General features: G+C 64.8%; 25 protein-coding genes. 21 read left to right on the top strand and 4 right to left on the bottom strand.

Annotated features, from left to right (window positions below; translation table 11 throughout):
• Positions 1-156 precede the first annotated feature (156 nt).
• The 9 genes from L0U83_RS05670 to ftsB all read left to right on the top strand — a co-directional run bounded on the left by L0U83_RS05670 (position 157) and on the right by ftsB (position 11354).
• Positions 157-1410: a lipoprotein-releasing ABC transporter permease subunit gene (locus tag L0U83_RS05670; RefSeq protein WP_201697247.1), complete on the top strand. Its 1254-nt coding sequence runs from the start codon at positions 157-159 to the stop codon at positions 1408-1410.
• Positions 1403-2134, top strand: a complete 732-nt coding sequence (gene lolD, locus L0U83_RS05675; protein ID WP_233881333.1) for a lipoprotein-releasing ABC transporter ATP-binding protein LolD — start codon at positions 1403-1405, stop codon at positions 2132-2134. Before L0U83_RS05670 ends, lolD begins: the two co-directional genes overlap by 8 nt.
• Before the next feature lie 21 nt (positions 2135-2155).
• Positions 2156-2944, top strand: a complete 789-nt coding sequence (locus L0U83_RS05680; RefSeq protein WP_233881334.1) for a TatD family hydrolase — start codon at positions 2156-2158, stop codon at positions 2942-2944.
• 90 nt (positions 2945-3034) lie between these two features.
• Entirely contained in the window at positions 3035-5680 is a 2646-nt protein-coding gene (locus L0U83_RS05685) for a ComEC/Rec2 family competence protein (protein ID WP_233881335.1), read from the top strand.
• A 76-nt stretch (positions 5681-5756) separates the two neighbouring features.
• Positions 5757-6560 carry an alpha/beta fold hydrolase gene (locus L0U83_RS05690; RefSeq protein ID WP_233881336.1) on the top strand — a complete coding sequence of 268 codons (804 nt, stop codon included), beginning with the start codon at positions 5757-5759 and terminating at the stop codon, positions 6558-6560.
• A gap of 139 nt (positions 6561-6699) precedes the next feature.
• On the top strand, positions 6700-8361 hold the full coding sequence (pyrG, locus tag L0U83_RS05695) for a CTP synthase (RefSeq protein ID WP_233881337.1): 1662 nt from the start codon (positions 6700-6702) through the stop codon (positions 8359-8361).
• Complete coding sequence (kdsA, locus tag L0U83_RS05700) at positions 8358-9212, top strand: 3-deoxy-8-phosphooctulonate synthase (RefSeq protein ID WP_069265539.1); 855 nt, start codon at positions 8358-8360, stop codon at positions 9210-9212. The genes pyrG and kdsA overlap by 4 nt, the downstream gene beginning before the upstream one ends.
• Before the next feature lie 334 nt (positions 9213-9546).
• Positions 9547-10830 carry a phosphopyruvate hydratase gene (gene eno / locus L0U83_RS05705; protein WP_158757587.1) on the top strand — a complete coding sequence of 428 codons (1284 nt, stop codon included), beginning with the start codon at positions 9547-9549 and terminating at the stop codon, positions 10828-10830.
• A 101-nt stretch (positions 10831-10931) separates the two neighbouring features.
• Positions 10932-11354, top strand: coding sequence for a cell division protein FtsB (gene ftsB, locus L0U83_RS05710; protein WP_028204154.1), 423 nt, complete (start codon positions 10932-10934; stop codon positions 11352-11354).
• A 96-nt stretch (positions 11355-11450) separates the two neighbouring features.
• Here the strand turns inward: ftsB and L0U83_RS05715 are convergent, their stop codons facing one another.
• The 3 genes from L0U83_RS05715 to L0U83_RS05725 all read right to left on the bottom strand — a co-directional run bounded on the left by L0U83_RS05715 (position 11451) and on the right by L0U83_RS05725 (position 13563).
• Positions 11451-11840 carry a hypothetical protein gene (locus L0U83_RS05715; RefSeq protein WP_373321005.1) on the bottom strand — a complete coding sequence of 130 codons (390 nt, stop codon included), beginning with the start codon at positions 11838-11840 and terminating at the stop codon, positions 11451-11453.
• Positions 11841-12009: 169 nt separating this feature from the next.
• The gene (gene hslO, locus L0U83_RS05720; protein WP_233881338.1) at positions 12010-12972 is read right to left on the bottom strand and encodes an Hsp33 family molecular chaperone HslO; all 963 of its coding nucleotides are present in this window, start codon (positions 12970-12972) and stop codon (positions 12010-12012) included.
• Between the two features lie 66 nt (positions 12973-13038).
• Positions 13039-13563, bottom strand: a complete 525-nt coding sequence (locus tag L0U83_RS05725) for a gamma carbonic anhydrase family protein (RefSeq protein ID WP_233881339.1) — start codon at positions 13561-13563, stop codon at positions 13039-13041.
• Between the two features lie 188 nt (positions 13564-13751).
• Between L0U83_RS05725 and L0U83_RS05730 the strand changes: the two genes are divergently transcribed.
• The 10 genes from L0U83_RS05730 (at position 13752) to L0U83_RS05775 (ending at position 22973) form a co-directional block, all read left to right on the top strand.
• Entirely contained in the window at positions 13752-14672 is a 921-nt protein-coding gene (locus tag L0U83_RS05730) for a ferritin-like domain-containing protein (protein WP_233881340.1), read from the top strand.
• A 63-nt stretch (positions 14673-14735) separates the two neighbouring features.
• Entirely contained in the window at positions 14736-15629 is an 894-nt protein-coding gene (locus L0U83_RS05735) for an alpha/beta fold hydrolase (RefSeq protein WP_233881341.1), read from the top strand.
• 108 nt (positions 15630-15737) lie between these two features.
• Positions 15738-16568 (top strand): 3',5'-nucleoside bisphosphate phosphatase, encoded by an 831-nt coding sequence (locus tag L0U83_RS05740; RefSeq protein WP_233881342.1) that lies wholly within the window; start codon positions 15738-15740, stop codon positions 16566-16568.
• A gap of 177 nt (positions 16569-16745) precedes the next feature.
• Complete coding sequence (locus L0U83_RS05745) at positions 16746-17384, top strand: L-threonylcarbamoyladenylate synthase (protein WP_233881343.1); 639 nt, start codon at positions 16746-16748, stop codon at positions 17382-17384.
• A 61-nt stretch (positions 17385-17445) separates the two neighbouring features.
• Entirely contained in the window at positions 17446-18111 is a 666-nt protein-coding gene (locus L0U83_RS05750; protein WP_233881344.1) for a site-2 protease family protein, read from the top strand.
• 4 nt (positions 18112-18115) lie between these two features.
• Positions 18116-19318 carry a tryptophan--tRNA ligase gene (locus L0U83_RS05755; RefSeq protein WP_233881345.1) on the top strand — a complete coding sequence of 401 codons (1203 nt, stop codon included), beginning with the start codon at positions 18116-18118 and terminating at the stop codon, positions 19316-19318.
• 8 nt (positions 19319-19326) lie between these two features.
• Entirely contained in the window at positions 19327-19959 is a 633-nt protein-coding gene (locus tag L0U83_RS05760) for a class I SAM-dependent methyltransferase (RefSeq protein ID WP_233881346.1), read from the top strand.
• Between the two features lie 44 nt (positions 19960-20003).
• Complete coding sequence (gene dapA, locus L0U83_RS05765; protein ID WP_233881347.1) at positions 20004-20909, top strand: 4-hydroxy-tetrahydrodipicolinate synthase; 906 nt, start codon at positions 20004-20006, stop codon at positions 20907-20909.
• A gap of 136 nt (positions 20910-21045) precedes the next feature.
• The gene (bamC, locus tag L0U83_RS05770; protein WP_233881348.1) at positions 21046-22185 is read left to right on the top strand and encodes an NlpB/DapX family lipoprotein; all 1140 of its coding nucleotides are present in this window, start codon (positions 21046-21048) and stop codon (positions 22183-22185) included.
• A gap of 11 nt (positions 22186-22196) precedes the next feature.
• Complete coding sequence (locus L0U83_RS05775) at positions 22197-22973, top strand: MBL fold metallo-hydrolase (protein WP_233881349.1); 777 nt, start codon at positions 22197-22199, stop codon at positions 22971-22973.
• Positions 22974-23095: 122 nt separating this feature from the next.
• Here the strand turns inward: L0U83_RS05775 and L0U83_RS05780 are convergent, their stop codons facing one another.
• Complete coding sequence (locus L0U83_RS05780) at positions 23096-23794, bottom strand: Bax inhibitor-1/YccA family protein (RefSeq protein WP_233881350.1); 699 nt, start codon at positions 23792-23794, stop codon at positions 23096-23098.
• 303 nt (positions 23795-24097) lie between these two features.
• On the opposite strand from L0U83_RS05780, the gene ndk reads away from it, so the two are divergent.
• Both ndk and rlmN read left to right on the top strand, forming a co-directional pair.
• Entirely contained in the window at positions 24098-24523 is a 426-nt protein-coding gene (gene ndk, locus L0U83_RS05785; RefSeq protein WP_201697227.1) for a nucleoside-diphosphate kinase, read from the top strand.
• A gap of 147 nt (positions 24524-24670) precedes the next feature.
• Positions 24671-25834 carry a dual-specificity RNA methyltransferase RlmN gene (gene rlmN / locus L0U83_RS05790; RefSeq protein WP_233881351.1) on the top strand — a complete coding sequence of 388 codons (1164 nt, stop codon included), beginning with the start codon at positions 24671-24673 and terminating at the stop codon, positions 25832-25834.
• The last annotated feature ends 12 nt before the right edge of the window (positions 25835-25846 follow it).

The following is a 25846-nucleotide window of genomic DNA, read 5'->3' on the forward strand; positions in this document are numbered from 1 at the left end:
CCGAAAGTCAGCCGAATGTCCGTGGAGCGTCGCCAGTGTGGCAAACTTCGCGGTTGATCGACGCCCGACCCGGCACGATATTTCCGGGGCGTCCCGCGCACTGGCCCCAGGGTCAATACGGCGCCGGAGCGCAACGAAGACGCAAAAAGGATTCGCTTGAAACTTCCCTACGAATGGCAGATAGGCTGGCGCTACACCCGCGCCGGCAAACGCACGACCGGTAACGGGTTCATCTCGTTCATCGCGCTCATTTCGATGTCGGGCATCGCGCTCGGCGTCGCGGCGCTGATCGTCGTGCTCTCGGTGATGAACGGTTTCCAGCGTGACGTCCGCGACCGCATGCTCTCCGTGCTCGCGCACATCGAGATCTTTTCGCCCACCGGCACGATGCCCGATTGGCAACTCACCGCGAAGGAAGCGAAGACCAATCCCGAAGTCATTGGCGCCGCGCCTTACGTGGACGCCCAGGCGCTGCTCACGCGCGGTGACAGCGTGAACGGCGTCGCGCTTCGCGGCATCGAGCCTTCCGAAGAGCCGCAGGTGTCGGACATCGGCAAGGAGATGAAGGCGGGCAGCCTGAACGACCTCACGCCCGGCAGCTTCGGTATCGTACTCGGCGCGGATCTCGCCGTGAACCTCGGCGTGACGGTGGGCGACAAGGTCACGCTCGTTGCCCCCGAGGGCTCGATCACGCCGGCCGGCATGCTGCCGCGCCTGAAGCAGTTCACGGTGATGGGCGTGTTCGAGTCGGGCCACTACGAGTACGACAGCACGCTCGCGCTCACCAACATCCGCGACGCCGAAGTGCTCTATCGCCTCGGTGCGCCAAGCGGCGTGCGCCTGCGGCTGAAGGACATGCAGCGCGCGCCGGCGGTGGCGCGCCAGCTCGTGCATACGCTCTCGGGCGACCTCTATATCCGCGACTGGACGCAGCAGAACAAGACCTGGTTCTCAGCCGTGCAGATCGAAAAGCGCATGATGTTCATCATTCTCACGCTCATCATCGCGGTCGCGGCGTTCAATCTCGTTTCGTCTCTCGTCATGACCGTCACCAACAAGCAGGCCGACATCGCGATCCTGCGCACGCTCGGCGCGCAGCCGGGCTCGATCATGAAGATCTTCGTCGTGCAGGGCGTGACGATCGGCTTCGTGGGCACCGGCATCGGCATTGCGCTCGGTTGCCTCATCGCATGGAGCATTCCTTGGAGCGTGCCGGCGATCGAACATCTGCTCGGCATCCAGTTCCTGCCGCCTTCGGTGTATTTCATCAGCGAGCTGCCTTCGGAACTCGTGCCTTCCGACGTGATGCGCATCGGCGCGATTGCGTTCGTGCTGTCCGCGCTCGCCACGCTCTATCCGAGCTGGCGTGCGGCCAAGGTTCGTCCCGCGGAGGCGCTGCGCTATGAATGACCGTCAATCGCTCATCGCCGCGGCTGGCGACTATCCGTACGTGCTCGAAGCGCACGGCGTCTCGAAGGTGTTCGGCCAGGGGCCGCTCGCCGTGCAGGTGCTGCACGACACCGATCTGAAAGTCAGGCGCGGCGAAAAGCTCGCCGTGGTGGGCGCGTCGGGCTCGGGCAAGAGCACGCTCTTGCACGTGCTGGGCGGACTCGATGAGCCGGGCGCGGGCAAGGTCTCGGTGCTCGGCAAGCCGTTCACCGAGCTTTCCGAACGCGAGCGCAACGAGCTGCGCAATCGCGCGCTCGGGTTCGTCTACCAGTTTCACCATCTGCTGCCCGAGTTTTCGGCGCTCGACAACGTGGCGATGCCGCTGCGCATTCGCCGCATGACGCAGGAAGACGCGCGCGCCGAGGCGATGCAGATCCTGGAGCGCGTGGGCCTCTCGCATCGCGCGCGCAACCGGCCCGGTGAGCTTTCGGGCGGTGAGCGTCAGCGAGTGGCGATCGCGCGCGCGCTCGTGACGAAACCCGCATGCGTGCTCGCCGACGAGCCCACCGGCAACCTCGACGGCGCAACGGCGGATACCGTCTTCAACCTGATGCTCGAACTCTCCGACCAGTTCGATACGAGCTTCGTGATCGTCACGCACGATCCCGACCTCGCGGCGCGCTGCGACCGCATCGTGCGTTTGCGCGACGGCATGCTGCACGAGGAACCGGTCGTACCCGTCTGAGCTTTCCTGCGAGCGAGCGCCATGTGGATCGACACGCACTGCCATCTCGATGCCGCCGAGTTCGACGTTGACCGCGACGCGGTCGCGTCGGCGGCGCAAGCGGCGGGCGTGTCGCGCATCGTGATCCCGGCGGTGGCGCGCTGGAACTTCGAGACGGTGCGCGCGCTCGCGCACCGCACTGAGGGCGCGGTCTACGCGCTCGGCATCCATCCGCTCTATACAACGCAGGCAAGCGAGGAAGACCTTCAGGCGTTGCGCGGCGAGATCGAGGCGAGTCTCGATGATCCGCGCTTCGTTGGCATCGGCGAGATCGGGCTCGATTACTTCGTGCCAGGCCTCGACGACGCGCGTCAGCAGCACTTCTACGACGCCCAGCTGCGTCTTGCGCGTGAGTTCGGTCTGCCGGCGATCTGTCATGTGCGCAAGTCGCAGGATCAGGTGCTCAAGGGGCTGCGCCGAAACGGTGTGAAAAGCGGGATCGCGCACGCGTTCAACGGTAGCTTTCAGCAGGCGCAAGCGTTCATCGATCATGGGATGCATCTCGGTTTCGGCGGCAACCTGACGTTCGAGCGCGCGCTGCAGATTCGCAGGCTCGCGCAGCAGTTGCCGCTCGAGGCCATCGTCATGGAAACCGACGCGCCCGATATCTCACCGGCCTGGCTTTATCGCGAGCGCAACACACCCGACCAGGTGCCGCGCATCGGCGCCGTGCTTGCCGGCTTGCGTGGCTTGAGTCCCGAGGAGCTTGCACTTGGCACAACGGCCAACGCGGCGGCAGCGCTGCCGCGGCTCGCGCTTTCGTCTGCATAATCGTTTCCGGGGTGGCGTGCACGGCGCGCGTTGAGCGCGGCGCGATTGCCGCGGTCGGCGCATTCGGCCCCCTCGTTGCGAGGAGGCAGGATGCGGGCGATATGGTGCGGTTTTGCGCTGGGCGTGATTGCGTTGCAGCGGCAGGCCGGGTTACCGGGGTGGGGCGCGTGGGTCGGGCTCGTTCTGGCAATCGTTTTTGTGGCCGGGTGGGCCGTTTGGGCGCTCGGCGCCGCTGCGCCGGCGGATGTATCCCGGGTATTCGGCCTGTTTGGCGAGCGAGGATGGCGCACTGCGAGCGGCTGGGCTGCGGTGTGGCTTGCGGCGGGATGCGCGGGCTTTGGCTACGCGGCCTGGCGTGCAGAGTTGCGGCTTGCTCAGGCGCTTCCCGCTGCGTGGGAGACGCGCGATCTCCGCGTCACCGGCTATATCTCCAGCTTGCCTTCTTACGGCGCAAGCGGCGCGAGCTTTCTCTTTCGTGTTGAGTCCTGGGAAGCGAACAAAGATGCTCCCAAAGCTGCCACACAGCTGCCGCAATTGATCCAGTTGTCCTGGGTAGCGCGCGACGCACCGCTGCCGTCGCTCGTGCCCGGCGCGCGCTGGCGACTTGCCTTGCGGCTCAAACGCCCGCACGGCAATGGCAATTTCGGTCTGCGCGACACGGAAGCCACACTGCTCGCACGTGGCGTGCGCGCAACCGGCTATGTGAGCGATCCGGAGCATGCTGCGCGTCTGCCCGTCGACGCCTCTGGCATCGGCGTGCGTATCGAGCGAGCGCGCGCTGCGCTGCGTGCGCGCATCGACGCGGTGCTCGGCGAGGCGCCGCATCGCGGCATCGTCATCGCGCTCGCGACCGGCGCGCAGGACGCGGTCAGCGACGCGGACTGGCGTCTCATGCGCAATACGGGCACAAGCCATCTGGTGGCGATTTCCGGGCTGCATATCGCGTTCGTCGCCGGGCTCGCGGGGTGGGGCGCGGGTGCGCTGTGGCGGCGCGCGCGCTGGCGCGGTGTCGAGGCGCCGCTCTTCGTGCCCGCGCAGAAGGTTGCCGTTGCGGGTGCGTTGCTCGCGGCGGGCATTTATGCCGCGCTCGCCGGTTTCAATGTGCCGGTGCAGCGCGCGCTCTGGATGCTGGCAGTCGTCGCGCTCGCGCTATTCGCCGGGCGCGAGGTCGCACGCTCGCACGTGCTGGCGTGGGCGCTCGGGCTCGTACTGCTGCGCGATCCGTGGGCGGTGACGGCCGCCGGCTTCTGGCTCTCGTTTTGCGCCGTCGGGGCGATCCTCTTCGCGGCAAGCGGCGTGCCGCGCTTGCACAGGGACGCGCCACAAGACCTATCGGGTGACGACGCTGATCCGATGCGCGACCGAACTGAGCCAACAGAAGACACAACCGCAGACCCAACCGCACGCGACGGCTGGCTTCGGCGTCTCGCCGCCTTGGTTTTTCCGCCTGGCGGCTGGCGTGGGGCGATACGACGCATGGCCGCGCGCGTCGGTGATAGCGCTCGCGTGCAATGGGCCGTGACGCTGGCGCTCGCGCCGCTCACGGCCTACTGGTTCGCGCAAATACCGCTTATCGGACCGTTCGCCAATGCGTTTGCGATTCCCTGGGTGAGCATGCTCGTCACGCCGCTTGTCATTGGGAGCGCGGCGCTGCCCGCGCCGCTCGATGCGTTTGCGCTACGTGCGGCGCATACCTGCCTCGACGGCTTGGTCGCGGCACTAGGCGGCCTGGAAGGGCTGCCATGGGCGGTTCTGCGATTGCCGCAACCGGGAGGGTGGCCGCTCGCCTGTGCGGCCGTGGGCGTCGCCTGGTGTCTCGCGCCGCGCGGCTGGCCGCTGCGCTGGCTCGCACCATTCACGTGGCTGCCGTTGCTGGTGCCAGCGCCCACGGGGCCGCCGCCCGGCGCTTTCCGGCTCACGGCGCTCGACATCGGGCAGGGCACGTCGGTGCTGGTCGAAACTGCCCGTCACCGCCTGCTTTTCGACGCGGGGCCGGGGCCCGAATCGACGCAGGCGGGTGAGCGGATCGTCGTGCCGTATCTGCAGACGCGAGGCATAGGTCGCCTCGACGCGTTGATGATCAGCCACGACGATTCCGATCATTCTGGCGGCGCCCAAGCCGTGCTCGATGCCGTCGAAGTGGGGGAGTTCGTGGCAGGCATCTTGCCCGCGCATCCGCTGTGGGCGAGCGCGCGCACAAAGGGCGCGCAGACCGTGCAGTGCGCCGCCGGCCAGCGCTGGCGGTGGGACGGCGTCGACTTCGAGGTGCTGTGGCCCGACCCTGGGCCGCTCGCGGGCAAACCCAACGCGCACTGCTGCGTCCTCCGGGTGACGACGGCGGTGAGCGCCGCGCGCGAAACACGAGCGAGCCCGGTTTCCGCGCTGATCGCCGCCGACATCGAAGCGGGCGTCGAGCGCACGCTGGTCGCGCGCGACCCCGTGCGGTTGCGTGCACAGGTGCTCGTCGTGCCGCACCACGGCAGCCGAACTTCGTCGACTGAGCCGTTCCTCGATTCTGTCTGGCCGCTCGTCGCGATATTTCAGGTAGGCTATCTGAACCGCTTTCATCACCCGCATCCGGGCGTCTACGCGCGCTACGCGGCCCGCCATATCGTGCTCGCGCGCAGCGATGCCCACGGCGCCGCGCGCGTCGAGGCACGGCCTGGCGCGCTCGCCGTCGAGCGATTTCGCGATACCCAGCGGCGCTACTGGATGGACCCGCCAACGCAAGACTGACGCGCCGGGCCAACAGAAGTGTGGACGCAAGCGTGAACGACGAAAGAGATCAACAAAATAGAGAGACAAGCCGCTTTTGAAAAACGTCATCCATTTCTCGCATGCGAACGGTTTTCCGGCCTCGATTTATCGCACGTTCTTCGCCGAACTGGGCGACAACTACGAACTGCGCTACATCGAGCGCATTGGGCACGACGCACGCTTTCCCGTCACGCGCGACTGGCCGCATCTCGTCGAACAACTGCTCGACGACATTGGCCGCACCTACGAGGAGCCCGTATGGCTCGTAGGCCATTCGCTCGGCGGCTATCTCTCGCTGATGGCCGCACTGAAAAAGCCGCAGTGGGTCAAAGGCGTCGTGATGCTCGATTCGCCGGTGATCGCCGGCTGGCGCAGCAGCATGCTGCGGGTTTCGCAGTGGACCGGCCTTGACGAACGTCTTTCGCCGGCCGCCGCCACGCGCACGCGTCGCACGAACTGGGCGAGCCGTGACGAGGCCTGGCGGCATTTCCATTCGAAGGCGGCGTTTGCGCGCTGGGACGAGCGTGTGCTGTCCGACTATGTCGACTTCGGCATTCCTCAGACCTCGGTGGATGGCGGCCGCACGCTCGCCTTCGACCGCCACACCGAGTACATGATCTATCGCACGCTGCCGCACACGCTCGGCGCGCGGCTCGTACACGGTTCGCCGGTGCCGGTGAGCTTCCTCGCGGGCACGCAGTCGCGTGAAGTCCGCCAGGTCGGGCTTGCGGCAACACGGCGCATTGCGGGCGAGCGCTTCGAATGGATCGAGGGCAGTCATCTGTACCCCATGGAGCGTCCGATCGAGACCGCGCGCGCGGTGCAGCGCATGCTCTACGCCATGGAAAACGGAGCCTGAACGCACGCTTGCCGGTGCTGCTGCTTGCGAGGCAGGGTAGCGCGCGGGGCAACGCGTCGCGCATCGTTTCTGCTCGCTCAAAATTCAGGGTTAGCCCTTGCTTTCAGGTATAATCCGTTTTTCCCGCGAGCATTCAGCGATGACCAAATATGTTTTCGTCACCGGCGGCGTAGTTTCGTCCCTTGGCAAGGGTATTGCCGCCGCCTCCCTCGCCGCGATCCTCGAATCGCGCGGTCTGAAAGTCACCCTCCTCAAGCTCGATCCCTACATCAACGTCGACCCCGGCACGATGAGCCCGTTTCAGCACGGCGAAGTGTTCGTGACGGAAGACGGAGCGGAAACCGACCTCGACCTCGGCCACTATGAGCGCTTCATCAGCACGAAGATGCGCAAGGCCAACAACTTCACCACGGGCCAGATCTACGAATCGGTGATCCGCAAGGAACGCCGCGGCGACTATCTGGGCAAGACCGTGCAGGTCATTCCGCACATCACGAACGAAATCCAGGCATTCATCGAACGCGGCGCCGCATCGGCGACGTGCGGCGAACCGGACGTCGCGATCGTTGAAGTGGGCGGCACCGTGGGCGACATCGAATCGCTGCCGTTCCTCGAGGCCGCGCGTCAGATGAGCCTGCGCCTTGGCCGCAACAGCGCATGCTTCGTGCACCTCACGCTGGTGCCGTTCATCGCCACGGCGGGCGAACTGAAGACCAAGCCCACGCAGCATAGCGTGCAGAAGCTGCGCGAAATCGGTATCTATCCGAACGTGCTGCTGTGCCGCGCCGACCGTCGCATTCCCGACGACGAGCGCTCGAAGATCTCGATGTTCTCGAACGTGCCCGAAGACGCCGTGATCTCGGTGTGGGACGCGGACAGCATCTACAAGATTCCGCAGATGTTGCACGACCAGGGCCTCGACTCGATCGTCTGCGACGAACTGAAGCTCTCCGCCAAGCCCGCCGATCTGTCGATCTGGTCGGAAATGGTCGAGAAGCTCGAGCATCCCAAGCACGAAGTCACGATCGGCATGGTCGGCAAGTACGTCGATCTGACCGAGTCGTACAAGTCGCTCATCGAAGCGCTGCGTCATGCGTCGATCAAGACGTCGGCGAAGGTGAACATCGAGTACATCGACTCCGAGCAGATCGACGAAGAGGGTGTCGAGAGCCTCAAGCATCTCGACGCGATCCTCGTGCCGGGCGGTTTCGGCCGTCGTGGCACCGAAGGCAAGATCAAGGCCATTCAATACGCTCGCGAAGCGAAAGTGCCGTACCTCGGCATCTGCCTCGGCATGCAGCTCGCCGTGATCGAATTCGCGCGCGACGTGGTGGGTCTGAAGCACGCGAACAGCACGGAATTCGATCCGGACACGCCGGACCGCGTTGTCGCGCTCATCACCGAATGGGCCGACCGCGAAGGCAAGGTCGAGAAGCGCACCGAAGACTCGGACCTCGGCGGCACGATGCGCCTCGGTTCGCAGCGTTGCCCGATCAAGCCCGGCACGCTTGCAGCGGAAATCTATGGCAAGGACGTGAACGAGCGCCACCGCCACCGTTATGAAGTCAATAACGGCTACGTGCCCAAGCTCGAAGCCAGCGGCCTTATCATCAGCGCCCGTACCCCGAGCGAAGATCTGCCGGAAATGATGGAACTGCCGCGCGATATGCACCCGTGGTTCGTCGGCGTCCAGTTCCACCCGGAATTCACGTCCACGCCGCGCGACGGCCATCCGCTGTTCAAGGCGTATGTCGAAGCGGCAGTCGCGCACCATGAGGCGCGCGCTGAGGAGAAAGCATGAATCTGTGCGGTTTCGAGGTTGGTCTCGACAAGCCGTTCTTCCTGATCGCGGGCACCTGTGTCGTCGAATCTGAACAGATGACGATCGACACGGCGGGCCGCCTGAAGGAAATCACGTCGAAGCTCGGCATTCCGTTCATCTACAAGTCGTCTTACGACAAGGCCAATCGTTCGAGCGGCAAGTCGTTTCGCGGCCTCGGGATGGACGAAGGCCTGCGCATTCTCTCCGAAGTGAAGCGCCAGCTCGGCCTGCCCGTGCTGACCGACGTGCACACGGAAGAAGAGATCGGGCCCGTGGCTTCGGTCGTGGACGTGCTGCAAACGCCTGCGTTCCTGTGCCGCCAGACCGACTTCATCCACGCGTGCGCACGCTCGGGCAAGCCGGTCAACATCAAGAAAGGCCAGTTCCTCGCGCCGCACGACATGAAGAACGTGATCGACAAGGCGCGCGAAGCCGCGCGTGAGGCGGGTCTTTCCGAAGACCGCTTCTTCGCCTGCGAGCGCGGTGTTTCGTTCGGTTACAACAACCTCGTCTCGGACATGCGCTCGCTCGCTATCATGCGCGAGACCGGTGCGCCGGTCGTGATGGACGTGACCCACTCGGTGCAGTTGCCGGGCGGGCAGGGCACCAGCTCGGGCGGTCAGCGCGAATTCGTGCCGGTGCTCGCGCGCGCGGCCGTGGCCACGGGCGTGGCGGGTCTCTTCATGGAGACGCACCCGAACCCCGCGCAGGCCAAGTCCGATGGCCCCAACGCCGTGCCGCTGAACCGCATGGCCGACCTGCTCGAAACGCTCGTGACGCTCGACCAGGCGGTCAAGCGCACGCCGTTCCTCGAGAACGACTTCAGCTGAGCCGGGAATTACGTAGTACGGCGCGCCGCTTCGATTGCATGAGCGGCGCGATGGAGGAGCAGCGCGGCGCAGGATCGCGCGCATCGCAAATGTCATGTAACGACATCATGCTGTGCGCAGCGCAGCCAGCACCGCGCTCGATGTACAAGGCAGCGTGGCAGCGCGTCGGTCACTGGAGCGTGACCGGTTGCGCTGCGGCAAGTTGAACCTGGCGAGCACGCAGCCTGTCCCATGTGACGGTGTGCCCCGAACGAGCATAGAAACTGTGCCTCGCGGGCCGATGCAGCAGACGGCGCAGCTCGCGCAAGAATTACTGTCATTTCCTGAGGAAACCATGAGTGCAATCGTAGATATCATCGGTCGCGAGATCCTGGATTCGCGCGGCAATCCCACCGTCGAATGCGACGTGCTGCTCGAATCGGGCACGATGGGCCGCGCAGCGGTGCCGTCGGGCGCGTCGACTGGTTCGCGCGAAGCGATCGAACTGCGCGACGGCGAAGCCGGCCGCTACAACGGCAAGGGCGTGCTCAAGGCCGTCGAGCACATCAACACCGAAATCTCCGAGGCGATCATGGGCCTCGACGCGTCGGAACAAGCCTTCCTCGACAAGACCCTGCTCGAACTGGACGGCACCGACAACAAGTCGCGTCTCGGCGCAAACGCCATGCTGGCCGTATCGATGGCCGTCGCGAAGGCTGCCGCTGAAGAAGCCGGCCTGCCGCTGTACCGCTACTTCGGCGGTTCGGGCGCGATGCAGCTGCCCGTCCCGATGATGAACATCGTCAACGGCGGCGCGCACGCGAACAACAGCCTGGACATCCAGGAATTCATGATCGTGCCGGTGAGCCAGCCGACCTTCCGTGAAGCGCTGCGTTGCGGCGCGGAAGTGTTCCATGCGCTCAAGAAGATCCTCTCGGATCGCGGCATGAGCACGGCAGTGGGCGACGAAGGCGGTTTCGCACCGAACTTCGGCAGCAACGACGAATGCCTCTCGACCATCCTGCAAGCCATCGAAAAGGCTGGCTACCGCGCCGGTGAAGACGTGCTGCTCGCGCTCGACTGCGCGGCGAGCGAGTTCTACCACGACGGCAAGTACCAGCTCGCGGGCGAAGGTCTGCAACTGTCGTCGGCCGAGTTCGCCGACTACCTGGCGACGCTCGCCGACAAGTTCCCGATCGTCTCGATCGAAGACGGCATGCACGAAAGCGACTGGGCCGGCTGGAAGCTCCTGACCGAAAAGCTCGGCAAGAAGGTCCAGCTCGTGGGCGACGACCTGTTCGTCACCAACACGCGCATCCTGAAGGAAGGCATCGAGAAGGGCATCGCCAACTCGATCCTTATCAAAATCAACCAGATCGGCACGCTGACGGAAACCTTCGCAGCAATCGAAATGGCCAAGCGCGCGGGCTACACGGCCGTGATCTCGCACCGTTCGGGCGAAACCGAAGACTCGACGATCGCCGACATTGCTGTCGGACTGAACGCGGGTCAGATCAAGACCGGTTCGCTCTCGCGCAGCGACCGCATCTCGAAGTACAACCAGCTGCTGCGCATCGAGGAAGATCTCGGTGATATCGCCAGCTACCCGGGCAAGTCGGCGTTCTATAACCTGCGTTAAGCGGAACCTGCGCCGGCAGCAGCCTTGCTGTCACCCTTCGTCATCTCTCTCCGCCGCCCTGCGTATAGCGCAGGGCGGCGTGTATTTATCCGGCACCTTTCATGCGGCTTGTCACTGTCGTTCTGATTATCCTGCTCGTGCTGATCCAGTATCCGCTCTGGTGGGGCCATGGTGGCTGGCTGCGTGTGCACGAACTGCAGCAGCAGCTCGCGCAGCAGCAAAAGCAGAACGACGACGAGAAACTGCGCAACGAACGCATTGCGGGCGAAGTGCAGGATCTGCAGAGCGGCACGGCAGCTGTTGAGGAGCGCGCGCGCTACGAAATGGGCATGGTGAAGGACAGCGAGGTGTTCGTGCAGTTCGTCTCACCGAACCAGACGCCGCCGGTTACGCCGAGCGGTTCGTCAAATACCTCGACGCGCGGCGAGATGTCGGCGGCGCCGGTCAGGGTGGTGCCGAACCCCGTTTCGCGCGTCCCTGAGAAGAAGCACGGGCACGGGAAGGAAGCGAAGAAGGCGGGCTAACTGCGCTGCATGTGTTGAGCATGCTGGCAAGCAAAAAGGCGCGGCATCGAGCCGCGCCTTTTTTCGTTTACTCGCTTGAGTCGCGAAGCCCTGTGATTACCAGCCCCAACCCGGATATCCGTAGCCAATCCCGGTGCCCCAGCCGTGGCCCCAACCGCCGCTGTAATAGCTGCCGTAGACCGTGACGGGCGGCGCGTAGGCGCGAGTCCAGGCTTGTGCGGCCATGGCATTGTCCTGTTCGGCGAGTGCCTGGCGGTCGATCGCGTCGTAGCGCGCCTTTTCTTCGGGCGTGAGCACCGGCGCGGTGGCGGGAAGGCCTGACTGTGCCGCGGGCAGCCGGCTGTAGATCGGCGATGGGCCGGGCGGGTCCATCATGCAGCCGCTCGTCGACGCAACGGTCGTGCCGAGTGTCGCGACTACGAGTAATGCGCTCACACGCGTCATGCGGGCGCGCAACGGAAGTGCGAAGCGTTTGTTCTTGATCATGCTTCTCTCCATCTATCGGACGCCTAAATAATTTGAGATGACGGCACGTCCGCATTTCGATCCCGTCCCCGCGCCGGTCTACCCGCTGCTGTGGCGGGCGGCGGCGCAACACGCGTTGCACCGCTTAGGCGTTATCGGCTCAGTGTGCCCAGGTGCGCTTCGGTTTGCCTTAGTGGCGACGCTCGGCAGCGGGGCTTACGCTTTCTGAGAGCCCGGTCACGGCAAAAAGTTGCGCGACATCGACCGGGTCGAACTCATAGCGCTGATTGCAGTAGTCGCAATGAATCTCGACATGACCGCGCTCCTCGATCACGCCGTCGACTTCCTCGCGGCCCAGCATCTTGAGCATCGCACCCACCTTCTCGCGCGAGCACGAGCACTGGAAGCGCGGCGCAAGCGGTTCGAAGTGACGCACGTTCTCTTGCCAGAAGAGGCGACGGAACAAGGTCTCGCCGTCCTCCTTGAGCATTTCGTCACGCGTGAGCGTGCCGCCGAGCGTGCAGACGCGCTCCCAGGTATCGAGGTCGTGCTCGCCCTGATGCGGCACGATGCCGCCGTCGCCCGGCAGCTTCTGAAGCAACATGCCGACCGCGCGGTCGGCATTCGCGGCGAGCCACAGGCGCGAGTCGAGTTGTTCCGAGTGATGCATGTAATGCTCGAGCACCGAGGCGATCGACTTGAGCGGGCCGTCTTCGCCGTTCAGCGGCACGATGCCCTGGTAAGGTTGCTGGCCCGGCTGCTTTTTCGCGGGATCGAGAGTGATGACGCAGCGGCCCTGGCCATCCGGATTCACGAGGTCGGCGAACGTGAGATCTTCGCCGAGCGGCAGGGCGTTTTCGCCCGTGAAGTCTTCGCCGAGGCGCGCGGTGGCGCGCATCGTCAAATCCGAGCCGCACTGCACGACCAGCATCTTCACGGGGCCGTCGCCGAAGATCTGCATGATCAGCGTGCCGTCGAACTTGAGATTCGCCGAGAGCAGCGCGCACGCCGCCATCATCTCGCCGAGCACGGTGCGCACCGGCGTCGGATACTGGCGGCGCTTGAGCACTTCCTGCCACGTGTTGCTCAGCGAGACGATCTCGCCGCGCACCGGGGCGGCGCTGAACATGAATTTTTGCAACTGGTCGTTCACAATCTTTTCCTTCGTTTGAATCGGGGCGGCGCGGCTCGCGCCGCACACGGCGAGAGCGTGCCGCTCTCAGCCGATGCGCACGAGCTGCGCCTTGAAATATTCGCGGCGCTGCGCGTAGACATCCGCGTTGCGCTTGAGGCCGGCGATGTCGGCCTCGGTAAGCTCGCGCACGACTTTGGCCGGCGCGCCGAGAATCAGCGAGTTGTCGGGGAACACCTTGCCTTCCGTGACCACCGCACCCGCGCCAACCAGACAGTTGCGGCCAATTACCGCGCCATTCAAGACCACGGCCTGAATGCCGATGAGCGCGCCTTCCTTCACGGTGCAGCCGTGCAGCATGGCCTGATGGCCCACCGTCACGTTCGCTTCGAGCGTGAGCGGGTAGCCGGGGTCCGTGTGGAGCACCGCGCCTTCCTGAACGTTGCTGCGCGGGCCGACGGTGATCGGCTCGTTGTCGCCGCGCAGCGTCGCGCCAAACCAGACGCTCGCGTCTTCGGCCAGTTCGACCTTGCCGATGACGGTCGCGTTGTCCGCGACGAACACGCTTTCGTGAATGGTCGGTGCGGCTTCGCCAAGCTTGTAGATGGCCACGGTGTCGAGTCTCCTGATATTGGGGTTGCTGCCGGTCTGCTGGCGCCGCGCAATGGATGCGCACGACGCGAGGCAGGTGAATCGCGTATTGTAAACGGTTGCGTGCGCGGTCCGCTTGGGGCAAGTTTGGGCGGCTTCGCGCGAAGGTTTTTGTGCTCCTCGCTTTTCGGTCCCTGTTTCTTCTGCCGATGAATTCCGTTTCTTCCGCCACCAGCGCAAGCGCTGACGTCCGGACTCCTTCTGATGCGGCGACCGCCTGCTGGCGCCTCGCCGCGCTCGATGCGCTGCGCGAGTGCGACCCCGTCGCCAAGGCCGACGCGGTACGCGCGCTGCACGCGCAAAGTCAGGCCCAGATCGCCGCGTCCCGTTGGGAGCCGCAACTCGTCTTTCCGACGCCCGCCGGCTTGCCCGGCCGGCCCGCCGAGCCGCCGCTCGTCGAGCCGCGCGAACTGCAACGCCGCAGCATGAGCACGCCGCAGGGCCGAGTGGTACTGCTGCACGCGCTGGCCCACATCGAATTCAATGCGATCAATCTCGCGCTCGACGCGGTGTGGCGCTTCCCCGCCATGCCCGATGCGTTCTACGCCGACTGGCTCAAGGTCGCGGCGGAAGAGGCGTATCACTTCTCCCTGCTGCGAGCGCGCCTTGCCGACTATGGACACGTGTACGGCGACTTCCCCGCACACAACGGCCTGTGGGAGATGTGCGAGCGCACGAGTGCCGACGTGCTCGCGCGCATGGCGCTCGTGCCGCGCGTGCTGGAGGCGCGCGGACTCGACGCCTCGCCGCCCATTCGCGCGCGCCTGAAGCAGGCCGGCGACGACGAATCGGCCGCGCTCCTCGACATCATCCTGCGCGACGAAGTGGGGCACGTGCGCATCGGCAACCATTGGTTCCGCAACCTGTGCGAGTCGCGCGGTCTCGACCCGCACGCGGCGTGGCTCGCGCTCGCCGAGCAGTACCACGCGCCGCGCATGCGCGGACCGTTCAACTTCGAGGCGCGCCGCTCGGCGGGCTTCGACGAGGTTGAACTGGATACGCTGGCATCACAGGACGCGGCGGAACAGGCCGCCGCGAAGAAGTCAACGGAGCGTCATTCGAACGAATGACCTGCCGCACACGCCCATCGCCTATATAATCGAACGATCATTCTTTTTTTTGCAGCAGCGCAAATGAATCAATCCCGTTCCGAATTCGTCGATGTCAATGGCATCCGGCTGCACGTGCGTCGCTGGGGGGCAGAGGGCGCGCCCGTGCTCTTCATGCTGCACGGCTGGATGGATGTGGCGGCGTCGTTCCAGTTCGTCGTCGATGCGCTCGAGGCACGCGGCGGCGACTGGCAGGTGATCGCGCCGGACCTGCGCGGCTTCGGCCTCTCCGATTGGCCCGTCGCGCAGGGGCAGGGCAGCAATTACTGGTTCCCCGACTACCTTGCCGATCTCGATGCGCTGCTCGCGCACTACGCGCCCGAGGGCCAGGTGGATCTCGTCGGGCACAGTCTCGGCGCGAACGTCGTGTGCCTCTACGCGGGCGTGCGGCCCGAACGCGTGCGGCGCGTGGTCGATCTGGAGGGTTTCGGCCTGCCGGCGACATCGCCCAAACAGGCACCGCGTCGCGTACGCGAGTGGCTCGACGAGGTGCGTACGCCGCCGCAACTGCGCACGTACGCGTCGCTCGACGAGGTGGCCGCGCGGCTCGTGAAGACGAATCCGCGTCTGATCGCACCGCGCGCATGCTTTCTCGCCGAGCACTGGTCGAAGCCGGACGGCAAAGGCGGCTACGTGCTGCTCGGCGATCCGGCGCACAAGATGCGCGGGCCGCTCTTGTACCAGCTTGACGAGGTGATGGCGATCTGGTCACAGGTGAGCGCGCCGGTGCTGCACGTCGAAGCGGTGGGCTCTGAAACGCTCGCGCGGCTCGCGGGGGCGGTGCCCATCGACGAATTCAAGAAGCGCTTCGAGGCGTTTCCCGACTGGCGCGAACGGATCGTCGACGGGGCGGGGCACATGGTGCACCACGACCAGCCCGAAGAGGTCGCGCGCCTGATCGAGGCTTTCTGCGCCTGAGCGCAAGGACCATCGAGCGTCAATTCGGGCGGCGACGACGTTCCAGGCGCCGCCCGACGACTTCACTGCGTTGCAGTAAAATAAGCGTTCACCCTTCGCTCACATCCAATGAACGCCGATCTCCACTGTCACTCCACTGTCTCCGACGGCCAACTGGCCCCCGCTGCCGTCGCGCAGCTGGCGAAAGCGGGTGGCGTGAACGTGTGGGCGCTCACCGACCATGACGTGCTCGGCGGCCAGCGCGAAGCGCGCGAGGCGGCCGAAGCGCTCGGCATACGCTATTTGAGCGGCGTCGAGATTTCGGTGACCTGGGCGTCGCGCACGGTGCACATCGTCGGCTTGCATGTGGACACGGAGTGCGCCGCGCTCGTCGACGGACTCGCGCGCACGCGCGACGGCCGTGCGGCGCGCGCCGAAGCGATCGGCGAGCGGCTCGGCGAACTCGGCATTCCCGACGCGTACGAAGGTGCGCTCCAGTTTGTCTCGAATCCTGACTTGATCTCGCGTACCCACTTCGCGCGCTTTCTCGTGGAGAGCGGGCGCGCGCAGAACACTCAGGACGCGTTTTCGCGCTGGCTCGGCGACGGTAAGCCCGGGTACATCGCGCACCGCTGGGCGAAGCTCGCCGACGCCGTATCGTGGATCAAGGCGGCGGGCGGCGAAGCGATCATCGCGCATCCGGGCCGCTATGCTTACACCCAGCTCGAATTCGACACACTCTTCGGCGAATTCATCGATCTGGGCGGCAAGGCCATCGAAGTCGTCACCGGCAGCCATACACCCGACCAGTACGGCGAGTACGCGGCCGTTGCGAGGCGATTCGGTTTCGAAGCGTCGCGCGGTTCGGACTTTCATGCGCCTGGGCCCGACGCGATCGAGCCGGGTACGCTGCCGCCGTTGCCTTCCGATCTCAAGCCTGTTTGGGAGCGATGGCTGTAGGCCGCGCACGGCGCGTGGCCCGTTGACTGCGCCCCGGTTCTGCACGGCGGTTCTGCCAGACATTTCGCGCGGGTCAATCCAGCTTTGTCGTCGCTTTGTGGTACTACATGCAGTCGTCTGCCGTTTTCGCGCAGCGTTCCGCTGTTTTTCATCGCCATTCGTCAGCTGATTACTGCCATGTCCCAGTTCTTTCGGCTTCACCCAGAAAACCCGCAGCCGCGCCTCGTCAAGCAGGCGGTGGAGATCATCCGCGACGGCGGTGTGATCGCGCTGCCCACTGACTCGAGCTACGCGCTCGCCGCCCGCATCGACGACAAGCAGGCGGCCGAGCGTTTGCGCCGCATCCGCGGGCTCGACGAAAAGGCGTTGCTCTCGCTGATGGTGCGGGACCTGTCCGAACTCGCGAACTTCGCCATGGTGGACAACCGCCAGTACCGGCTCATCAAGTCGGTGACGCCGGGGCCGTACGTATTCGTGCTGGTCGCGACGAAGGAAGTGCCGCGGCGTTTGTCGCATCCGTCGCGCAAGACGATCGGCCTGCGCGTGCCCGGGCATCCGATTCCGCTTGCGATTCTCGAAGAACTGGGCGAGCCGCTGCTTGCCACCACGCTGATTCTGCCGCCCGACACCGAGCCGCTCAACGACCCTGAGGAGATTCGCGAGCGCCTCGAAAAGCAGGTCGATCTCGTGATCGACGGCGGGGCGTGCCCTTGCGAGCCATCCACCGTCATCGATCTGACGGGTGAAGAACCGGTGCTCGTGCGGCCGGGGCGGGGCGCGCTGGCGCCGTTCGGTATCGAGGAAGAAGAGGCGTGAACAAACCTGGGCGGCGTGAACGCGGCCAGAGCGCATTGACGCATTGATACAATAGGCCGCCATGGAAGCCAATCTGATTCAGACGATCGTCGTCTACGCGTTGCCGGTCATCTTCGCGATCACGCTGCACGAAGCTGCGCACGGTTACGTCGCGCGCATGCTCGGCGACAACACCGCATATGTGCTCGGTCGCGTCTCGTTCAACCCGATGCGCCACATCGACCCGATCGGCACGATCGCGATGCCGCTCGTGCTGTATTTCCTGACGAACGGCGCATTCGTATTCGGTTACGCGAAGCCCGTGCCGATCGCCTTCAGCAATCTGCGCAATCCGCGCTGGGGCACGCTCTGGGTCGCGGCGGCCGGGCCGCTGTGCAACTTCGTGCAGGCCATCGTATGGGGCGTGTTCGGCGTGGGTCTCGCGGTGCTCGGCGTGGACGAGCCGTTCTTTACGCGCATGGCCGCCGCCGGCGTGGGCGTGAATCTCGTGCTTGGCGTGCTCAATCTCTTTCCGCTGCCGCCGCTCGACGGCGGCCGCGTGCTCGGGGCGCTTTTGCCCACGCGAGCGAGCATTGCGCTCGCCCGTATCGAGCCTTATGGTTTCATCATCGTGATGGGGTTGCTCGTGAGTGGCATCTTCACGCGATTCTGGTTGCGGCCGCTCGTGAGTCTAGGTTACGACGCGGTCACCGCCATCCTTACCCCTCTTGTGTCGCTCTTTTCATAACATCATGTTCCCAGACCGTATCTTCTCCGGCATGCGGCCCACCGGGTCGCTGCACCTCGGCCACTATCACGGCGTGCTGAAAAACTGGGTGCGCCTGCAGTCCGAGTATCCGTGCTTCTTCTGCGTGGTCGACTGGCATGCGCTCACCACGCACTATGAAACGCCGGATGTCATCGAGAAGAACGTCTGGGACGTACTGATCGACTGGCTCGCCTCGGGCATCGACCCGAACCAGGCCACGCTCTTCATCCAGAGCCGCGTGCCCGAGCACGCCGAACTCGCGTTGCTGCTCGGCATGAGCACGCCGCTGTCGTGGCTCGAGCGCGTGCCGACCTACAAGGAACAGATCGAGAAGCTGCGCGACAAGGACCTCGGCACCTACGGCTTCCTCGGCTACCCGGTGCTGATGGCCGCCGACATCCTGCTGTACCGCGCGTCGCTCGTGCCGGTGGGCGAGGACCAGGTGCCGCACGTCGAAATGGCGCGCGAAATGGCGCGCCGCTTCAACTACATGTACGGTCGCGAGCCGGACTTCGAAGAGAAGGCCAACGAAGCGGCAAAGAAGCTGGGCGGCAAGCGCTCGAAGCTCTACCACGAGCTGCGCAACGCCTATCAGCAGGAAGGCAACGAAGAGGCGCTCGAACAAGCCCGCGCGATGCTCTCGGAGTCGCAAAGCCTCTCGATGAGCGATCGCGAGCGTCTTTTTGGGTACCTCGAAGGCTCGCGCAAGATCATCCTGCCGGAGCCGCAGGTGCTGCTCACGGAAGCTTCGCGCATGCCGGGCCTCGACGGCCAGAAGATGTCGAAGTCGTACGGCAACACCATCGGCCTGCGCGAAGACGCCGAATCGATCACGAAGAAGGTCCGCACCATGCCGACCGACCCCGCGCGTGTGCGCCGCACCGATCCGGGCGATCCGGACAAGTGCCCGGTGTGGCAACTGCACCAGGTCTACACGGACGAGCAGACGCACGACTGGGTGCAGAAGGGCTGTCGTTCGGCGGGTATCGGGTGCCTGGAGTGCAAGCAGCCGGTGATCGAAGGCATTCTGCGCGAGCAGCAGCCTATGCTCGAGCGCGCGCAGAAGTACATGGACGACCCGTCGCTGCTGCGTGCAATCGTCGCAGATGGCTGCGACAAGGCGCGCAAGTTCGCCAACGAAGCGATGCGCGACGTGCGCGAGGCCATGGGCCTCTCGTACAACTGATCAAGCTGATGACGTTGGCGCCTGCAACCGGTTCGCCGGCCCACGGACTGCCCGAACCTTCGCGCTGGGTGCGCCGCTGGGCGCACCTCATCGCGCCCGGTGGCACCGTGCTCGACGTGGCCTGCGGCGCAGGCCGGCACACGCGCTGGCTCGCCGGCCGTGGTCACCCTGTCACGGCGCTCGATCGCGACGCCGCCGCGCTCGCCACACTGCATGATGTGGCGGGCGTCGCGACATTAGAGTGCGACCTCGAAGGCGCGCCCTGGCCACTCGCGGCGGATGCCCGCTTTGCCGCCGTGGTTGTCACGAACTACCTGCACCGCCCGCTCATGCCTCGTCTCATCGAGACGCTGGCGCCGGGCGGCGTCCTGATCTACGAAACGTTCGCGCAAGGCAACGAGACTGTCGGCAAGCCATCGAACCCCGCTTTCCTGCTCGCGCCCGGCGAGTTGCTAGCGGTCTGTGCGCCCGCGCTGCGGGTAATCGCCTATCAGGACGGATTTCTTTCCGAGCCGCGTGAGGCGTATATTCAGCGCATCTGCGCCGTACGGGAAAAAACGACCTCAGTGTCCCCCGAAAGAGCCGGTAATGTACCTGAGAACCAGGGCCTACCCGTAACGCGTTACGATCTGACCGGCTAATCCGCTACAATCGCGGTTTAACCGACTCATTTTTCTGGCGTTTCATGGCTAACGGCACTCAGGACGGCATCACGCTGCAAGGCAGCATTCCCGCGATCGTCACCCCCATGCACGAGGACGGCAGTCTCGATCTGCCGGCATTCCGCAAACTGATCGACTGGCACGTACGAGAGGGGACGGATGCCCTCGTCGTCGTCGGTACGAGCGGGGAGTCCGCCACGCTTGACGTCGAAGAGCACATCCTGATGATCAAGACGGCGGTCGAGCACGCCGCTGGCCGTATGCCGATCATCGCGGGCGCCGGCGGCAATTCCACCGCGGAAGCCATCGAACTCACGAAGCACGCAAAGGAAGTCGGCGCACAGGCGTCGCTCCAGGTCGTGCCCTATTACAACAAGCCGACTCAGGAAGGCATGTACCGTCACTTCGCGAAGATCGCGCAGGACGTGGACCTGCCGGTCATTCTCTATAACGTGCCGGGCCGTACGGTCGCGGACATGGCGAACGAGACCATTCTGCGTCTGGCCGAAGTGCCGGGCATCATCGCGGTGAAGGAAGCCACAGGTAACATCGACCGCGCCGCGCACCTCATCAAGCATGCGCCGAACGGCTTCAAGATTTTCAGCGGCGACGATCCGACGGCGATCGCGCTGATGCTGCTCGGCGGCCACGGCAATATTTCGGTGACCGCGAACGTTGCGCCGCGCCAGATGAGCGACCTGTGCAAGGCCGCGCTCGCCGGCGACGTGAAGACGGCGCGCGCGATCCATATGAAGCTGTTGTCGCTTCACAAGAACCTGTTCATCGAATCGAATCCGATTCCGGTGAAGTGGGCGCTGCAGGAACTCGGCCGCATCGAAGGCGGCATCCGACTGCCGCTCACGCCGCTCGATGCGCGCTATCACGACGTGGTGCGCGCCGCGCTGCGCGAAGCCGGCCTGGCTGGCTGATTCGATCAGCCAGTCGCCGTTTTTTCAACCGACGCCGCCCCGGCCCAACCGCCCAATCACTGAAAGACCTCGGACCGACCTCGGATCTACCGTCTCGCAGAGCAAGGCTTAGCGTTCCCGTATCACGAAGGCCCACATGAAACGTTCCGCTTTTTCCCTCCACGCAACCCGCATGGCGGTGCTGGCGCTTGCACTCGGCTCGCTCGCAGGCTGTGAGTCGCTGAACGACATGTTCGCGTCCGATCGCGTCAACTACAAGGACACGCCGACCGCGCCGCCGCTGAATGTGCCGCAGGATCTGTCGTCGGCGCCGAACGACCAGAAGTATGTCGCGCCGCCGCCCACGGTCACGCTTGGCGGCGCCGCGCAGCGCACGGTCACGCCGGCCGGCAACGCCACCCTCGGCGTGCCGGATGCGCAGGATCCGTTCGGCATGCACGTGGAGCGCGACGGCGACCGCCGCTGGCTCGTGGTGGATGGCCGCTCGCCGGACGATGTCTGGCCGCAGCTGCAGGAGTTCTGGACGGAGAATGGCTTCACGCTGACGACTGATTCGCCCTCCACGGGCATCATGACGACCGACTGGGCCGAAAACCGCGCCAACATTCCGGACGACTGGTTCCGCCGCACGATTGGCCGCGTGATCGACTTCGCGTACTCGTCGGGCACGCGCGATCGTTTCCGCGTGCTGGTTTCGCGCGGTCCGGACGGTCAAACCGATATTTCCGTCACGCATAACGCGATGGAAGAAGTGCTGACGGGGCAGGACAAGACGGGGTCGAAGTGGGTGGAGCGCCCGCGCGATCCGGCGCTGGAAGCCGCGTTCCTCGCGAAGATCATGCAGAAGTTCGGCCTGACCGACGCGCAGTCCAAGCAACTGCTGACCGATGCGCGTCCGTCGACGGCGGGCGTCAAGGTCGCTGCCGGTCCTGACGGCACGACGCTCGATCTGCCCGAGGCGTTCGACACCGCCTGGCTGCGTGTGGGCCTCGCGCTCGACCGCACGAACTTCACGGTCGACAACCGCGACCGCGAGAAGGGCCTCTACTACGTGCGCTACGCCGACTCGATGCAGGAACTCAAAGGGGACGGCCTGTTCGGCAAGCTGTTCTACAACCCGAAGAAGGCCTCGAAGGATCAGGGTCCGGAATACCTCGTGGCGGTTCGCTCGACGGGCAATTCGACTCAGGTTGCCGTGGTCGACCAGACTGGCCACATCGACACCTCGTCGGACGCGCAACGGATCGTCTCCGCGCTCCACGCGCAGCTGAACTGACGTGCGTTGATATGCGATTTGCGAGCCTCGGTAGCGGCAGCGAGGGCAACGCACTGGTTGTAGAAGCAGGCAGCGGCACGACGCCCACGCGCGTGCTGCTCGACTGCGGATTCTCAGCGAAGGAAGTTGAGCGGCGCCTCGCCCGTGCGGGGCTGGCCGCCGACGCGCTCAGGGCGATTCTCATCACCCACGAACACAGCGACCACATCGGTAGCGCGCTCACGCTGGCGCGCCGCTGGTCGATTCCGCTTTACATGAGCTGGGGCACTGCGCAAGCCGTGGGCGCCGACGATGCCGCAGGCGTCGAACTCAACGTGTTGTGGGGCGACGAGACGGTCGAAATCGGCGAACTCGGCGTGTTGCCCTATACGGTGCCGCACGACGCGCGCGAGCCGCTGCAGTTCGTGTTCAGCGATGGCGCGAGCCGGCTTGGCGTGCTGACCGACGTCGGCGAATCGACGTCGCATATCAGCAGCGTGCTGAGCGGTTGCGACGCACTCGTGCTCGAATGCAACCACGACCTCGAGATGCTCGCGGCGAGCCGCTATCCCGCTTCGCTCAAGGCGCGTATCGGCGGGTCGCATGGTCACCTGAACAACGAAGCGGCCGGCGGCATCCTCGCCGGGCTCGATCGTACGAAGCTGCGGCATTTGATCGCCGCCCACCTGAGCCAGCAGAACAACACCCCCGAGCTTGCGCGCGCGGCGATGGCCGCAGTTCTCGGAAACGCCTCGACGGAAATCGGGGTCGCTTCGCAAGCTGCAGGCTTCGACTGGGTTGCGCTCTGAGTCCCACGCCTGCTCGACAGCTCAACGACTGGACGAAAAAAAAGCCCATGACGAAAGTCATGGGCTTTTTGCCTGTGAGGCCGGAATCTGTCGATCCGGCACCGCCAGGGTTTGGTTACGCTTTAGTTGCGATTGCCGCCGAAGATGCCGAGGATGGCGAGCAGGTTCGTGAACACGTTATACAGGTCCAGATAGATCGCGAGCGTCGCCGAGATGTAGTTCGTTTCGCCGCCGTTCACGACGCGCTGCACGTCGAACAGCATGTAGGCCGAGAAGATCGCGATGGCGAGCACCGAAACCGTAAGCATCAGCGCGGGCAGTTGCAGGAACATGTTCGCGACGCCGGCCAGCAGAATCACAATCACGCCCATGAAGAGCCACTTGCCGAGGCCCGAGAAGTCGCGCTTGCTGACCGTGGCAATCGTGGCCATGGCGGTGAAAATGATGCCGGTGCCGCCGAACGCGAGCATGATGAGCTGCGGGCCGTTCGAGAAGCCGAGGATGAACGACAGCAGGCGCGAGAGCATCAGGCCCATGAAGAACGTGAAGCCGAGCAGCACCACCACGCCCACCGAGCTGTTCTTGGTGCGCTCGATGGCGAACATGAAGCCGAAGGCGATCGCGAAGAATGCGAGCAGGCTCATGGCCGGGCTGGTGGCTGCAAAAAGCGAGAAGCCAGTCGCGACGCCCACCCACGCGCCGAGCACCGTCGGCACCATCGACAGCGCGAGCAGCCAATAGGTGTTGCGCAGTACGCGGTTGCGAGTCTCCGCCGAGGTGACGGTGCCGCCGCGGCCGAAGTTATAGGGATACTCGTTCATGCTTTCTCCTTGCGTGAGACGCGTGGGTGAGGGCGCGCAGGTGCGCGGTCCGCTCCCCCATAAGATAAGTGCGCCGACCCAGAGTTTCAACGGGTTGCCACACAGTTTCCGTTATGTTTGCACAGCGTATGCCGCCAATCTTAAGCCTCTCTGAAAGGTACGGCAGCGCGGCGCTTGTGCGTGGTTTGCGCTCATTTGCCCCGGTTTGCCGGGCTATGAGGGTTCAATCGCAATCATACATGGGAACATGCTACAATTGCGGATTCATTTGAATCTGTAACCTCTTAATTTTTTGGAGCTTTTATGGCGATCGAACGCACCCTGTCGATTATCAAGCCGGACGCAGTGGCAAAGAACGTGATCGGCCAGATCTACAGCCGCTTCGAAAACGCTGGTCTGAAGATCATTGCCGCTCGCATGGTCCACCTCTCGCGCGCTGACGCCGAGAAGTTCTATGCTGTTCACGCAGCGCGCCCGTTCTTCAAGGATCTCGTGGACTTCATGGTCTCGGGCCCGGTGATGGTGCAAGCGCTGGAAGGCGAGAACGCCATCCTGAAGAATCGCGAGCTGATGGGTGCAACCGACCCGAAGAAGGCCGACAAGGGCACGATCCGCGCCGATTTCGCCGACAGCATCGACGCGAACGCCGTGCACGGCTCGGACGCCGCTGAAACGGCTGCCGTGGAAATTGCGTTCTTCTTCCCGCAAGTCAACGTCTACTCGCGCTAAGCACAGCGCGAGCAGACTGCAGTAGTAGCATAGCGTCGCGAACGGCGATGACGCTCACCATCCAGTTCCCAATGCCGCGCAAGTGCGCAGGCAGCTGGGCAACGCGGGTGGTGAGCGCGCTCTCGCACTGAAATGGCAGGATTCGATATGACGAGCAGTTCCACCGTCAACCTTCTCGATCTCGACGCCCAAGGGCTCGTCGCCTATTGCGAGAGCCTGGGCGAGAAGCCGTTTCGCGCCAAACAGCTTCAGCGCTGGATCCATCAGTACAACGCCGCCGACTTCGACGGCATGACGGATCTCGCCAAATCGCTGCGCGAGAAGCTCAAAGGGCGCGCCATCATCGGCATGCCCGGCATCATCAGCGACAACGTTTCCTCCGACGGCACGCGCAAATGGCTCGTGGACGTCGGCAACGGCAACGCGGTCGAAACCGTGTTCATCCCCGAAGATAACCGCGGCACGCTGTGCGTGTCTTCGCAGGCGGGATGCGCGGTCAATTGCCGATTCTGTTCAACCGGCAAGCAAGGTTTTTCTCGCAATCTCACCACCGCCGAGATCATCGGCCAGCTGCGCATGTCGGAGTTCGCCCTGCGTGCTTCGCTTCTGGGCGAAGCTGGAGGCCGCGCGACCGGCGGTGAGGGTAAGGGCGAGCGCGTCATCACGAACGTCGTGATGATGGGCATGGGCGAGCCGCTTCTGAACTACGACGCGGTCGTGCCAGCCATGCGCCTGATGCTCGACGACAACGCCTACGGCCTGTCGCGCCGGCGTGTCACGCTGTCCACGTCGGGCGTCGTGCCGATGATGGACCGTCTCGGGGCCGAACTCCCTGTCGCGCTCGCCGTCTCCTTGCATGCACCGAACGACGCGCTGCGAGACGAACTTGTGCCGCTCAACCGCAAGTACCCGCTGCGCGAGTTGATGGCGGCTTGCCAGCGTTACCTGGAAGTCGCGCCGCGCGACTTCATCACGTTCGAGTACTGCATGCTCGACGGCGTCAACGACACCGAAAAGCACGCGCGAGAATTGCTCGCCGTTACGCGGGACGTGCCGTGCAAGTTCAATCTGATCCCGTTCAATCCGTTCCCGGAGTCGGGCTTGTTGCGCTCGAAATCGGACCAGATCAAGCGTTTCGCGCAGATTCTGATGGATGCGGGCGTCGTCACGACCGTGCGCAAGACGCGCGGCGACGACATCGACGCGGCCTGCGGCCAGCTCGCCGGCGAGGTGAAGGACCGCACGCGCCTTGCTGAACGCATGGGCCGAAGCACGGGCAAAGTCATCGAAGTACGGCCGGTTCAGCACTGAGCCGGCATGAGG

Origin of the sequence: Paraburkholderia flagellata (genome assembly GCF_021390645.1) — a bacterium.
GTDB lineage: Bacteria > Pseudomonadota > Gammaproteobacteria > Burkholderiales > Burkholderiaceae > Paraburkholderia > Paraburkholderia flagellata.